At 57.3% G+C, this 15,724-nt stretch carries 11 protein-coding genes; all 11 read right to left on the bottom strand.

Annotated elements, in window-relative coordinates; genetic code table 11:
- Positions 1 to 220 precede the first annotated feature (220 nt).
- Complete coding sequence (locus RFER_RS03395; RefSeq protein ID WP_041790102.1) at positions 221 to 1,438, bottom strand: hypothetical protein; 1,218 nt, start codon at positions 1,436 to 1,438, stop codon at positions 221 to 223.
- Between the two features lie 168 nt (positions 1,439 to 1,606).
- Entirely contained in the window at positions 1,607 to 3,823 is a 2,217-nt protein-coding gene (locus RFER_RS03390) for an alginate lyase family protein (protein WP_011463004.1), read from the bottom strand.
- Positions 3,824 to 3,904: 81 nt separating this feature from the next.
- Positions 3,905 to 5,389 carry a DNRLRE domain-containing protein gene (locus RFER_RS03385; protein ID WP_166485645.1) on the bottom strand — a complete coding sequence of 495 codons (1,485 nt, stop codon included), beginning with the start codon at positions 5,387 to 5,389 and terminating at the stop codon, positions 3,905 to 3,907.
- A 59-nt stretch (positions 5,390 to 5,448) separates the two neighbouring features.
- On the bottom strand, positions 5,449 to 6,417 hold the full coding sequence (locus RFER_RS03380; RefSeq protein ID WP_011463002.1) for a polysaccharide deacetylase family protein: 969 nt from the start codon (positions 6,415 to 6,417) through the stop codon (positions 5,449 to 5,451).
- Positions 6,414 to 7,724 carry a putative O-glycosylation ligase, exosortase A system-associated gene (locus RFER_RS03375; RefSeq protein ID WP_011463001.1) on the bottom strand — a complete coding sequence of 437 codons (1,311 nt, stop codon included), beginning with the start codon at positions 7,722 to 7,724 and terminating at the stop codon, positions 6,414 to 6,416. Before RFER_RS03375 ends, RFER_RS03380 begins: the two co-directional genes overlap by 4 nt.
- Complete coding sequence (locus RFER_RS03370; RefSeq protein ID WP_244095791.1) at positions 7,717 to 8,949, bottom strand: phenylacetate--CoA ligase family protein; 1,233 nt, start codon at positions 8,947 to 8,949, stop codon at positions 7,717 to 7,719. The genes RFER_RS03375 and RFER_RS03370 overlap by 8 nt, the downstream gene beginning before the upstream one ends.
- A gap of 143 nt (positions 8,950 to 9,092) precedes the next feature.
- Positions 9,093 to 10,016 carry a glycosyltransferase family 4 protein gene (locus RFER_RS03365; RefSeq protein WP_244095790.1) on the bottom strand — a complete coding sequence of 308 codons (924 nt, stop codon included), beginning with the start codon at positions 10,014 to 10,016 and terminating at the stop codon, positions 9,093 to 9,095.
- 196 nt (positions 10,017 to 10,212) lie between these two features.
- Positions 10,213 to 11,280, bottom strand: a complete 1,068-nt coding sequence (locus RFER_RS03360; RefSeq protein ID WP_011462998.1) for a transglutaminase domain-containing protein — start codon at positions 11,278 to 11,280, stop codon at positions 10,213 to 10,215.
- Entirely contained in the window at positions 11,271 to 12,587 is a 1,317-nt protein-coding gene (locus RFER_RS03355) for a nucleotide sugar dehydrogenase (RefSeq protein WP_011462997.1), read from the bottom strand. The genes RFER_RS03360 and RFER_RS03355 overlap by 10 nt, the downstream gene beginning before the upstream one ends.
- Positions 12,584 to 13,798, bottom strand: a complete 1,215-nt coding sequence (locus RFER_RS03350; RefSeq protein ID WP_011462996.1) for a TIGR03087 family PEP-CTERM/XrtA system glycosyltransferase — start codon at positions 13,796 to 13,798, stop codon at positions 12,584 to 12,586. Before RFER_RS03350 ends, RFER_RS03355 begins: the two co-directional genes overlap by 4 nt.
- Complete coding sequence (gene asnB, locus RFER_RS03345; protein WP_041790096.1) at positions 13,795 to 15,720, bottom strand: asparagine synthase (glutamine-hydrolyzing); 1,926 nt, start codon at positions 15,718 to 15,720, stop codon at positions 13,795 to 13,797. Before asnB ends, RFER_RS03350 begins: the two co-directional genes overlap by 4 nt.
- Positions 15,721 to 15,724: the final 4 nt, after the last annotated feature.

Raw genomic sequence — 15,724 nt, 5'->3', positions numbered from 1 at the left:
TCATTTTTTGAAATGCAGCCTGACAACACGAAGACATTGGGGAGGACTGATTCATGAGCGATGGTCGTTTTGTGGTGGACCATCACGCAGTACGCAATTTTCGTGCGCACTATCCCGGAGCCAATTGAAACAATGGGTTAGCGATGTTGGACCTGCGCGCTGCAGCTGATCTGTCAATTTTTCCGACGGGGCGACGCGGAAAATTTGCGCCGGTGGACGTTCACACGAACGGACGGTACGCGATGACACCGGACGAACTACTCGCCATCCAGACAAACGACTTGACCGCCGGCGCGTAGCTCCATCGCTTTCCGGCAATGTGGGCGGTCGGAACAGCAACACCGACCAGTGGTCGGCGTGTCACGGTCCATACGAGCGTTGGATCCTGCGGCGCCTTGATGTCATAGAGCGCCGAGTTGTCGGCACCCGTGAGCAACACAAACTTGTCTGCTTCGGGTACAAAGTCGAACGGGTGTGATGCGCCGGGTTGCGCTGGAATGCTCGCCGACAAGGGAGGCACCACCCAACCCATTTCAGGTGATGCACAACGAAGAAAGGCGAGCACCAGTTTGCCGCCCAAGGTGCATGTCAGAACAAGAATGTCGCGCGCCGGGTCGTAACGCAGGGTCATGCTGCCTGAGTCCGCCGCAGGGGCCAATCGTGCCGTACGCGCATAGGGTGCTTCCAGTTGCTGTTGTGTTGCGACGTCAAGGTAACGGATCATCGGCGGGAGGTACGACAGAGCAGCCATCCACCAAAACCGCTTGCGGCGCGAATCGTAGGCGGAGCAGGCCCCCGGAAACAAATAATTGGTCGGCCCATTCACCGACCAGCGCACCCACTTGCCATTGCGCATCGCCATGGATTGGAAATCAAATCGATGGGCCCAGCCCGTGCTGCGCGACAAATTGACATGAACGGCAAAGCTGGAAACACGGATTAATGATCCAAAAGGAGCCCCGCCATCGGCGGGGGGCAATATGGCAAGTGTGTCATAGGTGTGACCCGCACCTGGCTGGCCATCGCCATACTCACAATACGAATTGAACGCAGGGTCGACATTCTGAGACAGTCCGGCAGTGGAAATCCAGTTGGCACCCTTGTTACTTGGTGTCGGGTTCGACAAGCGCTTGAACGTCAAGTCGTTGAAGTCAAGAATCACAACACTGTTGTCAAACGTGGCCGCATGCCCCCCGCCATGGAACACCATCGCCCCCAAAGGCCCCCAGTACGGATTGAAGACTCCACCAGAGTAGTCGTCAACGATCTTGCCGAACGCGTACTCCCAGCCAACGAGTTTTCCATTCTGCGAAAGAAAGGTATTCGTGGTTGCAACTGCCTTGGCGGCGCCACCGCTGGCGGGCACCCAGCCAGGAGGCTGCGGCGGCGCGGCCACGGCGGCATCAGAAGCGCTGCCAACACCGGCCCACAGTGCCATGGAACCTGCACCCGTCGCGGCAGACTGCAGGAACCGCCTCCGGTTGGGCAATGTCCGGTTCGTGGTTGACGGTTCAGGTTGGTGGCAACACTCTGTGACTTCGCGCATTTTAGAGTTCCTGGTTAGTAGCATTTAGGGCCAACGCAGGCGACAAACCGAAGACAACTGTCACCGCAAATAGAACTGGACTATCCACACCGCAATAGCCGCCCAGCACAAGGTCATACCCAGGTGGGCGTAGAAAAATTGCCGCCTGGTTACGACGCCTGCCAGTTTTGAAATGGCAAAACACCCCAACTCCACAAGAAGGGCAAGGATAGCCAGCGCATAAGACAAGCGCAACCTGTAGCGCGTCAGCTCCCGCCAAGGGGGATAGGTTTTGACGGCGTTCGCATAGGCGCGCGTCAGCGCTGCACGCTCGACAGCAACGTCTGGCGCAGGCCGCAAAGGCACAAGCAGTGAATCGGCCGGATTCGTTGAATTTGCCACATGACCCATCGTGATAGTCGTGTCTTGTCGGCTTACACGTTTGAGTTCCCCAGCACCCTCCACCAAGACGGCCCAGTGATCTGCCGTCGCCCCCGTTTCAATCGAGATTTTTTGTGCGGCGTCCATTGAGCCTGACGCAACCCGAAACAGAATGGCACTCGCCGAATTGCTTGCGGGGTCAACAATTTGCAGAGCATCGGCCTGCGTTGGCCTGCCATCAACAACCACCCAGCCCGCAAATGGACGCTCAGAACCACGACGAATTTGAACCCTGACCGCGGTGTGGTTGGTGTAGCTGATCATCAGATGCCGACCATCAGGCACGGGGGTACTGATGAAATTGCTGGCTGTTGCACCAGGTGACAAGCGAAGTGTGGGGTCAACTGTCCAGATTGTTTCAATGCCCTTTGGAACCCCCTGGGCGAAATCCAGCACCAACAAGGTCTGCGCATCAATTTGTAAAACCTGACGTCGAAACTGCGCACCATCCGTATTGCGCCGCTCAACTTCAATGAAGCTAACGCCGGACGCCTCGCCGGTTTTCAGGAGTTGAACAGAACGAGGAACAAGAAATTCTTCACCTGGCTGATGGGGCGCATTGGAGCCGGTCCAGGAGTAGGCCGCTTCCTCATTGCGCGCACCATAGGGCCAGTAGCCCGTATTGGTGAGCCAGTCGACACCGCCAGACCAGAAAAGCACCGATCCTTCATCGGCGTGCTTGTGACCGTGCCCATCGTGTTTGGCCCAGGCAATGAGGGTCTGGGAAAGCTGCTTCGATTCATTGGCTTGCCACCAGATCGCATAACCTGCCACCGGAAACAAGTTGCTTCCAGTCACGGGGTTGGGATGCGGTGGCCACTGATGTTGAATGGGACCGGTTCCGCCGCTGTCGGCTATCGGAATTGCGCTACCACCTCCGGCAACGGTATTGCCGAGAACTGGCAAGGTTCCATCCGGTCGCATCAGGCGGGCAAGCACCTGACGCGAAGTACGGGCCGCATCAACAAGCGCTGGCTCGGGCTTCAGGCCGTTGAGAACACTGAGTCGGACCGCCATGGTCAGCAATTCAGTTCCAAACAAATGATAGTTGGCGGAATGTTCCAGAATGACACCTTCCCGCGAGACATAAAAGGGCAGTTGAACATTCAGCCTTTGTACCGCGAGCCTGCGCCACGCGCCGGATTCGGGCAGTGCCGGGAAGGCAGCAGCAATCTGCAAAAGTGCAAGATTTTGGGCCACGCCATGATTGGTTCTGACGGTGAATTGGGTTGGCTTTGCCAGCAGACGACCGCTGCGTTCAACCAGTGAAAGAATCTGACGGGACGACGCAATGGGGAGCTCAGGACTCTCGCGCACGAGGCGCCACAGCTTCGCCAAAACGGAGATTCTGCCGGCCACCGCATGATCGTTCCACAGAAACCCATCCCCCTGTCTTTGCCCTGCTTCATGCGCTGCGAAATCAAGGACGCGACGGGTTGCCAAATCCAGAAAGCGCCGGTCATGCGTTTGCTCGAAGGCGCTGAGCAAGACGCGTTCAACCTCCAGGCTGGCCATGACAAGTTGGAGGGATGATGACCCACGTTGATAGTCTATTGGATACCCTTGCAGGGCCATGGGCGCTTCCAGGAAGCTGGGTACGGCGAGGGTGCCCACCAATATCTGCTCGGCGATCCCGAGGATTTTTTCGTCTGGTATGCCGAACCGCGCACCCAGTGCCTGGCCGGATATCTCGTCCAAAACAGCTGGAGTTGGTGCTTGTGCGGAGGCTTGTGCCGCCTCCCAAGAAACTGGACTGCGATCAATCCGATAGTGCGAGAAATGAGGTATCCACACGGCAGCAACGACAGCGAAGGGGAGTGCCAATCTCCAGCAGTAATAGAGAATTCTGTCGCGCATAAGGACTGCTGTAACGTCGGGCGCCTTGCGCGGGCTATGAATAATTTCCACGCAAACGATCTCTTACGGACGTACCGCCCATCATTTGACCGGGCCAATGTAGCGTCGGGCAATCACCACGTTGTCAATGTACAGCGTCATATCCTGTGGCGCGGGCGTCGTACCTCCATGGTAGATATTCATCCAGACATTCTCAATCTTCAAGTCGCGCGTATGGCGAAACAGAATTGTTGTTTTTTCCAGCACCTGCCGACCGTCAATCCAGGCCCGAAATACACCGTCGCGCACGCCGGGCGTATTGAGCTTGACGTACTGCTCCACGGAATACCAGCGATTGTTTTCCAGCAGGCCTGACGGACCTTCATTCCAGCCCCAGTAGTCTCCGGACTCACCCGTATCGGCGTGATACGAGTACGAACCCATGGCAGTCAGGCGAGCTACAGACTTGTCCACAGGTGGTCGGGGCGCAAAACCGCCACGAACCGACCAACCGTTGTAACCGTCCGACTTGCGCATGCCCCAGCCGGCGCGGTCATAGGTTCCGGCAATGCCAGGCATCTTGCCACCGTCAGCGTACGGGTTCCAGTCATCGGCGAACCGCAGGTAGTAGCGGAAATAGATTTCCTCTGGTTCAGGCTTGCCTCCTTTGGCAAACAGGTAGCGCAAATCGAGGCCGAGGTTCTGACCTTTAACCAGTCGAACGCGCAATGCCCGCCCAGAAAACGGCTCGAATCGTCTGGCAGCGTCTTCGGCAATCGCCTCGGCTGTACTTCGCGGACCGAAATAACCCCACTCGGTGAGCCAGACCGGGCTTTCGAAGCCGGTTGCAAACACGACATCAGGGTTCTTTTCAATGCCCATATCTCGAGCGTAGTCCTTCGCCAGGCCCGTCAAAGTATTGGCTGGCATCCGCGTATAGGGCGGGGCTGCGCGGTAGACCCCAATGTCGGTGCCACTCGCGTACTGCATGTCAGAGACAAGGGTGAGAACAGCCTGCTGCAAGCGTGCATTTGTTTTCTTCAGGTCAAATCGCAACAGCGCACTTTGCAAGCCACTGATTTTTATACTGGGCTTTTCACCCAAACTGGACAGCGAGGTGCAGTCAAGATAGGTATCTGCAGCCGGTGACAGTCTGGTCTGCGAGCCGTCCGACCATTGCAGCTTGAGAACGGGACGAGCGCTTGCATCTGGCGACTCTCGGCTGTGGAAATCCACCACGCCGTTCTTGACTCCCGGCTTGACCCGCAACAACATACCGGCGTTGGGATAGCGCCCGTCAAGCCAAGCCCGTACCAGTTCGGTCACATCCCAGTCTTCGATCTGCCGCCCTTTGCCCAGCGGCACCGAGTGAGTGGAAAAAGCTTGGTCGCCGTACAAAGTCCCCGCTGCATCAACCCAGTCACCGCCAGCACGACTCCATGCCATACCTCCCATGGTCACGTAGTTCGCACAGGTCGGCCCGGCCGCTCCGTCACCGAGAAGAAACGAGTCGGGCATCGCGACAACCACTGAAGCACACGCAAGACAGCCGGCCAAGACCAGCGCGTAACCTGGTTTATTCAACACTTTGGATTCCTCCTTTGCACTATGAACCATTGTCTGCGCCAGTAAAGTTGGCCGATCGGCTACGCCACCTGCGGCGCGGCTGCACGCAGGTTGAGCATCAACCGGATGCCATACCGCAGCTGCGTACGGTCCCACGGCGTGAAGCGTGGCAACTGAAAGGGATCAGTCACCGCTGATGACACGCCCGACGCAGTCGATACCGCTGCGGCAAACCCGGCTTGGCGAACCATTGCAGCGTGTTTTCCACAGTAGTCCGTGCCCGGTTTGCCGTTGGGGTAAGCGAACAAGGAAACCGGCTCATTTAACAATGATTCAAGCGCCATCTTGCTGTCCGTTATCTCTGCCATGGCCTCACTGTCTGTCAAGTTCGCCAGAATGGGATGGGAGCAAGTGTGCGCACCCACTTGCATACCTGCGTCGCGCAACTGAATGACTTGTCCGGATGTCATCATCAAGTCGTCAGGCAAAGCAATCGGCACGGCTCGCTGCACCTGCGCTACCGCCTGACTGCGCTGGTCGTGCGCGAGGTACTTGATGCGCCCCAGCAAGGACTCAATGGCAAGGCGTCTGTCTGCGACAGACGTCAGCTTGAAGTGCCCGAAGCCGGCGTCGCTCAAATCAAGCGAGTCGTTTTGACATTTTCGTATCGCCTCTATGAGCGTGTCATTCCACATCCGTCCGCCATCCATGAAGGAGGTGGCCACAAAGAAGGTGGCCGACAGACCATGTCGCTTCAGTATCGGCATTGCGTTGGTGGCGTTATCTGCATAACCATCATCAAAGGTGATGGCGGCAGAACGCGCGGGCAGCGTACCGGCGCGAAGCTGCATGACCGCCTTGTCAAGCGGAAGGACTTGGAACCATTTGCTCAGCCAACCCAGAATTTCGTCGAAGCGACGGGCATCAGGCTCATCGGGAAACAGCGGGTCTTTTTGCGACAGCACCCGATGAAAAATAAAAATGGACAGGCGGCCTCGCGGTCCGCCGGGAGATAACATGCCAAACGCACCTTTCAAAGCCATTGTCATGCCCTTTTCGGGATGATCATCGGAATGGGACTCGACGTCGTTGCGGCACCAAAAGCACCTTGTGGTTCGCTCTCCCATCTTTTTTCCTGTAGCCAGCGCAAAGAAACTACCAGCACGACGAGAATGTTGTAGGGAAGGTCAAAGTAGGCCAGCGCCAAAAATGCGCCCCCAACCAAATAGCCAACGAGTGACACTTGGCACATACCGGCCAGGTGATGCAGCCATAGTGTCTCTGCCCGCTGTTTCGCGTCCTGCCTGATTTTCCAGGCCGTTCGAAATGCCAGCACCCATATCACGAAAAACAGAAGCAAGCCAACATAGCCATGCTCGCCAAGCACCGAAAAGTAAATACTGTGGGCCCCTTGCTGCTGCTGAGAATCGGGCGCGAATATGGCGTAGATGTCAGGCCTGTAAATTTCGAAACCTCCACCGAAAACATGACGATTGGCCAAGTTGATTGTCATCTTCCAGGCCTCAATTCGCCCCATCGCGGAGTGGTCCTGCTCATAGCTTCCAATCGTGTTCATGCGTTGTTCCCACGAGCCGGGCATCAAGGCAAGCAAGCCCAGAGCAATGACGCCAAACCAGAAGCCAGTCACCACCTTTCGTTCGGATCGCACCCATAAAACCAGGCCCATCGCGGAAACAGCCAGCAGCGCGCCCCTTGACTGTGATCCCAAGACCGAAACGGCGGACAGGAGCATCAGCGTCAGCAACCCGTGGCGAATCCATGGACGCGTTGCAACTATCCTCAAATAATTCATCAGTGGGATCGCCATCACAAGCGCCACGGCGAGTTCGTTGTTCCCTTCAATAAAACCACCCGGCGGCCCCCATACCCGTTCCACGCCACCACCCCTGAGGGTGAAAAGACCACCTTTGAGACCATAGAAACCAATTGAAAGAACGTTCACCCAAAGAAAAAGTTCGATGTGCTTTCGCTCGCGCAAAGCCGCAAATGCAATGGCCGTCATCAACTGTATCTTCAAGACCTTGTTGAGCTGCTCCCATGAGATCAAGGGGTAGAAGGCGAATGCTGTTGTCACGCACATCCAGATGACAAACGCAAACAAGACCTTAACTGGCGGCTCCCAAGGCATACTCAGTTTGTCGCGTGTGATGAGCAACGAAAGAATCGTGACACCAGCCGCAATCGCCGCCCAAGGCGCGTCGTAGGCAAGTCCCCACGTCAGCTTGTGGGGATTCATGATGCTGATCCAGGTCCACAACAAAATGCCGATCCAGGTGTGCCGCAGCGCAAATGGCAAAGCACCAAGAACGATACCGAGCATCAGTAAATCACGCACTTTTGACCTCCTTGCCATTCCCAAAAACCCTGACCTGACTCACAACATAGCGAAACTTGCCTGAGGATTCATTGGCAATATCACGCACCCTTTCGACGCGGATATCAACGGCTTCACCCAGCCGGGCTTTGAAGTCGCGGATGATGCGCGCTTCTGCTGCTGCGCCAAAGGCTGGCCCAGCCACGACCTTGACGATTGTTTGATCCAGCGACAACTGCTCAATTTTGAAACGTTCAACGCCCGGCAGATCCCGCACTGTGTAGATCAATGCCAGACCGTGCATGATCGTACCGTCTCGCGCGACGACGAAGTCGGTCGTGCGCCCCTGCACTTCTTTCAGCACGGGCAAGCCACGGCCACACGCGCATGGCTTATCGTCCAAGACCCCAATATCACCGGTGCGATAGCGCACGAAAGGAAAGTCCACCGTTGCCATGTGTGTGACGACAATTTCGCCAGCCTCGCCTGCGGCCGCAGGAGAGCCGTCTGGGCGCACTGTTTCCACAATGATGTCTTCGGCGCTGATATGCAAACTACCCTCAGGGCACTGGTGTGCGATGAACCCTGCGTCGCGCGCGCCATAGCCGTTAGCCACCGGGCAAGCAAATACCTCACTGATGATGGCTCGTTGCTCTTCATAGAGCTTCTCGGAGGTGACGAATGCAACCTTGATCCCCAGACTATTCATGGCAACGCTTTTGTGCCGCGCGTGCTGTGCAATGAGAGAAAGACTCGATGGATAGCCAAACAGCATAGTAGGACGAGTAACGCGGATCGTCTCCACAAACCGGTCCAAATTTTGAGGCGACATTTCGAAAGCCGGCAACAAGCGACTTCGCAGCAGCGCATCACGCAGGCGCCTGACGCGGTCTTGTGCACCAATCTCCATCGGGCTACCCCACACGACCAGTTCAGGGTCGCCAATATCAACGCCCCACCAGCGGGTGGCGCGCCATTTGGCAGCAACGTCGTGGCTTTTGCGTCCCTTGCCCATGTAAAAGATGAGGGGTTCTCCGGAAGAGCCACCGGTGTTGTAACGTGTCAATGGGCCATGGCCTTCGGCCTTCAGCTTGTCGACGTTTTTCCGGATGTCTGATTTGGCGAGCAATGGCAACAGTTGCAATGCGGCGGTCGAGCGGACCGTGTTCGGGACGAAATTGAGTTGTTTGAACAACTGTTGGTAGTAGGGCACACGCTGTCCGATATCGACCAGGAACTGCTGCAATCTCTTGGCACGGTAAGTCTCGAGTTGTTCAGCGGGCCACCACTGACTTTCTTCCAGGTGTTTTCGCAGTGCCACGGAGTCATGGCCTTTGAGGCGTTCGTGGAGCGGGAAAAAAAAGTTCGAACACAGTGCGGTATAGAGACTCATGGCGCCCTCCCTGGCGTAGCAGACCGGATATAGGCATCCAGCCACTTGGCGCGTACCTGCGGCCAAGCATACTTCTCTGCCTCGACCAAACCAGCCTGCCGCAGACTCGCGGCCATAGTGGGGTTCAGAAAGACACGGAGCACTTCCCGGGCCATGGCTTGATCGTCGCCGATTGGCACCAATAAGCCGGAGACACCGTGCTCGACCAGATCCGGAATGCCGCCGGCACAGGTACTAACCACTGGCACACCACTGGCGAAGGCTTCAAGGATCGAGATGGGCATGTTGTCGACCGTACTTGAATTGATCATGCAGTCAGCCGACGCATACAAGGCTGGAATGCAGGCGTTGTCAATGCGACCTGAAAATTGCACGTCATCCGCCAGCTGAAGTTTCAACACCAACGCCTTCAGGTTGGCAAGCTCGGGACCACTGCCAGCAATCGTCAATGTAGCCCCCGAGAACGATTTTTTAACGACCGCAAAGGCACGGACTGCGGTCGGGATGTCGTAGATGGGCTCCAGATTTCGGGTGACAACAATATGCGGCGAATTGCCAAATGCTCTGGGCCGCGTCGGCGTAAAACGTGACAGGTCAATAATGTTTGAGATGACATCGGCACTCAAGCGGTGATTGGCAAAAACTCTCTGCAGAAATACCGAAGGTGTCACGCGCATGGATGCCTTCGCAAGCATTCTCAGGACATACTTGGGGGCCTTTGCAAAAAAGGGATCCGCATTCCCACCCCGGTAATTGACGATAACCGGCGTCGCCCGCAGGCGCGCAACAATCATCGCCGGCGCCGCAAAGAGATGCCAGGCCCACCCGGAGTTGGCCAGGATGTGCATCACATTCACCCGCCCGGCAGTCCGCCACAAATGCGCCAGATACGGAACCAGGCGAAAGACAGCGCGCACCATGGGAATGCGACCCACCCAATACGGTTGATACGGACTGTTCGTTCGTACGAATTCAACGTCCACACCTTCCGACTGGAGCAACAGGATAAGTTGCTGGCATTGATTGGCCATGCCGCCCGAAGGTGGCGGCAAAGGACCGACCAGGCCAACACGCGGCAACCGGTTCGCTGCAAAAGCTTCCAATTTGCATGTTGCGCTATTGACCATCTTGTACCGCGCTGGGCCTGGACAAAACAAAGTGCTGGCGACGCCGGACTCGCACCGCCGCAATCGAACAAAATAAGGCTGCGAGCGTCGCCAGAGATGCCACCCACACAACAACGAAAAGATGCATGCGCAGACGCCACATCGCATTGGCCTGGTGGCGGTTGGCCTCGGTGACCATCAGTTTCACCGGCGGGAATACCCCTTGCGCAATGCCCCCCAACTGCTCGAGTGAGCGCGAGACGCCGGAGAAGGTGCGAACCAACAAGGCCCGGTCGTAGGTAAACACATTATTGCCCCACCACATGTACCACTCGGGTAACCCGCGACGGTAATAGCGCCAAGCTTCTTCTTCAATAGACCAGCCAACCCTGGCACCCGGATCAAGCGGCGCCAGCTTGAGTCGCGGTGAATCGCTAAGCATTGCCTGACGGAATTCCAGAGCGGACAGAGGCACCCCGGGAGTTTCGAAAAAGTAGTAATTATTGAAAATACCGACCAATTGCCATCGCCCCAGTTGCCGATTCCATATTTCGGGCCAAATATGCCCATCACCTCCAAACCCGTCAAAAGAGAATGCCCAGGACCGCACGGGCATGCCCGCGGCTAGGGCGATGGCCATGAACACATCCACAAAATCGCCACAATAGCCTTGCCCGCTTCTAACAATGCGCCGGTAAGTGCCGCGCAGGTCTAACTTGATTGCACCCCCCTGCAACACCGGACTGCTGCCCAACAGATGACGACTGATGGCCAAGGCGCGCGCCCAGTCGTCAGGCAGCGCAGCCAACCCAAGGCGAGCCGCCACGTCAACAAAAAACGGGTCAACAGGCCCGCGCTCTTGCACGTAGCTGGGTGGTACATTGAGAGGGGTCCAATCGAACCCGGTGCTGCTTTCGTCGATCAAAACCAGCGCGTTGCGCATACGCACAAGCTCGGTCGAACTGGTCAGGTACGGCGCAAGCGACAACACGCAAAGAACAAGCACCGCGAGGCTGAGCCAGGCGCCACGGCGCCACCGCAATGCAAGTCCCGACGACTGGTTCCCGTCTACCAGCATAGGCCTTCCACCTTGGCCCGAATGACTGCACGGTTGGGCAGGTTAACCAGGTCAAGCACGACCTGGTCGGGCCGACAGCGACTTGCCAGGGTGTCGAAAACCGCCTGATCAGCGAGCCCAACCACCAACACCTCGGACTCGTCAATAACGCCCTCTATTTCGCCGCGCAACATCTGCCCAATATGGGGGAGATGTTTCTCAATAAAACTGCGATTGGCACCCAGCAGTTGGGCCAGACGAACCTCGGGGTCATAAATGGAAAGCTGCATGCCCTTGCCAATCAATTGTTCGGCCAGGCTGACCAGCGGGCTCTCGCGCAGGTCGTCGGTCCCGGTCTTGAATGAAAGACCGACAAATCCGATCTTGCGCTTGCCAGTGGCCAACAGTTTTTGCAGTGCCAGGTCAAGATGATCGCGGTTAGACGGCATGATGCCCGCCAGCATGGGAATCTCGACGTCATGTATCTTGGCGAGATAGGTGGTGGCCCGCAAATCCTTGGGCAGGCAGGAACCACCGAAGGCAAAACCAGGTTTCAGGTAAGCGCGCGAAATATTCAGATGGGTGTCCTGGCACATCAGATCCATCACCTCGAACGCGTCCACACCAAGGGCATCGCAAAGGCGGGCGGTTTCGTTGGCAAAGGTGATCTTGAGGGCGTGGAAGTTGTTGCAGCAGTACTTCATCATCTCGGCGGAGCGCACCGTGGTTTCTAGAAATTTACACGGCAACTGGCCAAACAGCTCTCGTAGACGCTCGACCGGATAGGCGTGGTTGGCGCCTACGACGGTAAACGGAGGCTTGTCGTAATCACGAATGGAGGAGCCCTCCCGCAAGAATTCGGGCTGAAAACAAAGAAAAAAATCTGCTCCCTCTTTCTTGCCGGACTGCGCTTCAATGATCGGGCGCAAGACATCCTCCACCGTACCCGGTACCAGTGTTGAACGAAAAACGACCACATGCGGCTCCTGCTTTTCAGCAATGGCCCGGCCAATTTCTTCAGCCAGGCGAAGAATGGCGCCCTGATCCTGACTGCCATTGGCCGCCGATGGCGTGCCAACGCAGACCAGAGATATTTCGCTGTCAAGCACCGCGGCTTGCGCATCGGTGGTCACTGTGACCTTGCCACTGGCCGCCACACGCGCCATGAGATCGACCATGCCCTCTTCCACCACCGGTGTCTTGCCCGCCATGATCAAGTCAAGTTTTGTGCGGTCGATGTCAACCCCAATCACGTCGTGGCCGTCGCGTGACAAACAGGCCAGCGACACCGCCCCCACATAGCCCAGTCCAAAAATGCTGATCTTCATGCAACTACTCCCTTGCTGTTTGAAAAATTCTTGATGGCGCGGTCAATGACGCCGTCCAGGCGCGCCATTGAACGGGGCCAGGCGTGGTGGCTGAGCATGCGCAGCCGACCAGCCACGGCTAGGCGATTGCGCTCGGCCGGACTGTCGACAATCTTCATGATGGCCTGCGCGCAGGCCGCTGGCGTGTCAGCCACAAGAAAATGCGTCTCGGACTCGGCATCGACGCCGCCAGCGGCGATGCTGCTGGTCACCACCGGCACGCCCATCGCCATGGCCTCCAGAATCTTGTTCTGCGTACCGCGCGCAATATTGAGCGGTGCCACCATCAAGGCTGACTTGCGCACAAAGGGGCGAACATCCGGCACTGAGCCGGTCACCGTGACCCCTGGCAAATCGCCCAGTTTGCGCATCGCCGGCGTCGGGTCGGCCCCAACAATCAAGAGTTTCATGCCCGGACGGGCGCTCTTGAGCAAGGGCCAGGTCTCTTCACAGAAGCGCGCCATACACTCCTGATTGGGGTAGTAGTCCATGCGCCCAATAAAGCTGATGGTGTCAGCGTCATAGGGCTCATCCGCAGGGCAGAAAAAATCTGCATCCACACCATTGGGAAACCAGTCGGTATCTGCGCCAGTGGCGTAGGCATTGAGGGTCTCCCACTCAGCCCGGGTGGTGGCGGTACACAGGTCAAAGCGCCGGGCCAAACGCTTTTCGGCAGCCCGCATCTTGGCGCCCTCAAACCGGTACCCAAGCGACAGGGGAAACGGCTTGTAGTTGGCGTACTCAAACCATTTTTGGGAATCCATGTCGCCAAAGTCCAGAATCTTGGGGACATCTTGAACATGCTCAACGTATTGCGCGACCGAGGAGCAATGAACAAAAATAAGGTCCCACGGCTTTGAGCTCAATAAGCCGCGCACATGTTTTGCCAACTCGGGCGAATAGAAGAACCCCATCGACGACGGCGTCGCCACCGGCAGTCGCACGAGCATGCGCGCCACCTGAACCCACTCGGTAACGTGCCCCATCTCGAAGCTGTCGCAATAAGGCGCAATCCCCTTGCTCTCCTCAGCCTCTTCAGGCGACCGGGCCAATGAGCCAACAGTCACCTGATGGCCAATCGCCGACAAGTGGCGGATCATATTGAACGGTCGGATTTTGCCCCCGCGCTTGGGTGGAAATGGAAACCGGTGGCAGAGATACAGGATGTTCATGAGGCGTAGCCTTTGAGTTCGGCCGCAACGTCAGTCGGATCGCGATGATCCAGATAAATCCGGCTCCAGATTTCCAAATTGAGCAGGGCCAGCAAGACATCGGTGCCGTCGAAGCGATTGGCCTGGTGATCGGCGACGAGCCGGTCAATCACGGGCTGGCGAAAGAGTCCGCGCCGCTGGATCACATCAGACGCCAGCAGGCGCCCCAGCAAGGGAGCGAGTTCGTTCTTGAGCCATGCCCCCATGGGGGTTCCGAAGCCGCGCTTTTTTCGCTCCAGAATGTCCGCAGGGAGAAGGTCACTCAAGGCTTCCTTCAGGACATACTTGAGGTGACCACCGCGCACTTTGATCGCAGCAGGCATGGAGGCGGCCAGTTCCACCAGTTGATGGTCCAGCAGCGGCACACGGCATTCAAGAGAGACGGCCATGCTCATTTTGTCGGTCAACATCAGCAAGTCATCGGGCAACTGTGTTTGCGCATCCACGGCAAACATGCGATTGAGGGGATCTTCATGGCCCGCCCCGGCAAAGGCCAGCTCCAGCGGATCAGTTTGAGCGGCATCGGGTTGCATCAATAGCGCGGAGACGGCTTCCCGATCCAGCACCTGAAGGTAGCTGCGATAGCGGTCATCGGCACCCATTTCTGCCGAAGAGAGAAATCCTTTGGCCAGGCGCAAGGTATTAAGCAAGCCGGAGTGACGGTCAACCGGCAAGCACCCGGCGACAGACGCAGCAGAGCGCCGCAACCAGCCCGGCAGTCGGCGGTATTGCTGCGCATAGTGGTCGCCCAGATAACGGCGATAGCCACCAAAGAGTTCATCCCCGCCGACACCTGAGAGAATCACTTTGACATCCTGCCGGGCGAACTCGGACACCAGAAAAGTGGTGATGAATGCGGTGTCTGACAACGGCTCATCCATGTGCCACAGCAGTTTGGGCAGCAGGGAAACGACGTCGGGACGAACCACAATCTCACGATGCTGCGTGCCAAAAAGCTCAGCCACACGACGGGCATAAGGTAACTCGTTATAGAGCGCCTCTGCTTCGCCGCCGCTAAAGCCAATGGCGTAAGTGCGTATCGGCTGCTGGGAATGCTTCGCCATGAATCCGACCACGGCGCTGGAATCGACCCCCCCGGACAGGAAGGCACCAATTGGCACGTCACTCACCATCTGCATGCGCACTGACGCGTCTAGCTGCGCCCGAACCCGCTCGATCCACTCACGCTCTGACAGATCCTGATTCATGCGCGGGGAAAGTCGCCAATAACGCCACTCGCGCACTTGGCCGTTTTCAACGGCGAGAAGCGTGGCGGGCGGCAATTTGCGAATACCCTTGAAGATGCAGTCGGGCGCAGCGACATAGCCCAGGTGCAAGTAGCTGGCGACAGCACTGCGATTCAACTCGGCGCTGACGCCGGGCAATGTGAGCAGCGCCTTGGCCTCGGTCGCAAACGCCAATCGCTGGCCGTCCTGCATCACATAAAGCGGCTTGACCCCGAGCCGGTCACGGCCAATCAACAGACGATGACGACGAACATCCCATAGCGCAAAATCGAACATGCCATTGAGGCGCAGCACAAAGTCGTCACCTTCGGCCTCATAGAGGTGCAACAGCACTTCACTGTCAGACCCGGTCTTGAAGTGATAGCCTTTGGCCTGGAGTTCAGAGCGCAACTCCCGGTAGTTATAAATCTCGCCGTTGCAGACCACCCAGAGTGTTTCGTCAACGTTGGACAGGGGTTGATGCCCCCCCGCCAGATCAATGATTGACAGTCGGCGCATGGCAATGCCGCAGGGACCGTCGATGTGCATACCCTCGTCGTCAGGCCCCCGATGTCGGGTCACGTTGCCCATGGCCGACAACAGCTCAGGAGCCACACCGTGCCCATCAAAACGATAAATTCCGTGGATGCCGCACACGATA

The sequence above is a fragment of the Rhodoferax ferrireducens T118 genome (genome assembly GCF_000013605.1).
Classification (GTDB): Bacteria; Pseudomonadota; Gammaproteobacteria; order Burkholderiales; family Burkholderiaceae_C; genus Rhodoferax; species Rhodoferax ferrireducens.
Note: the sequence above shows the minus strand (reverse complement) of the source record. Positions and strands in the feature narration are given on the sequence as shown.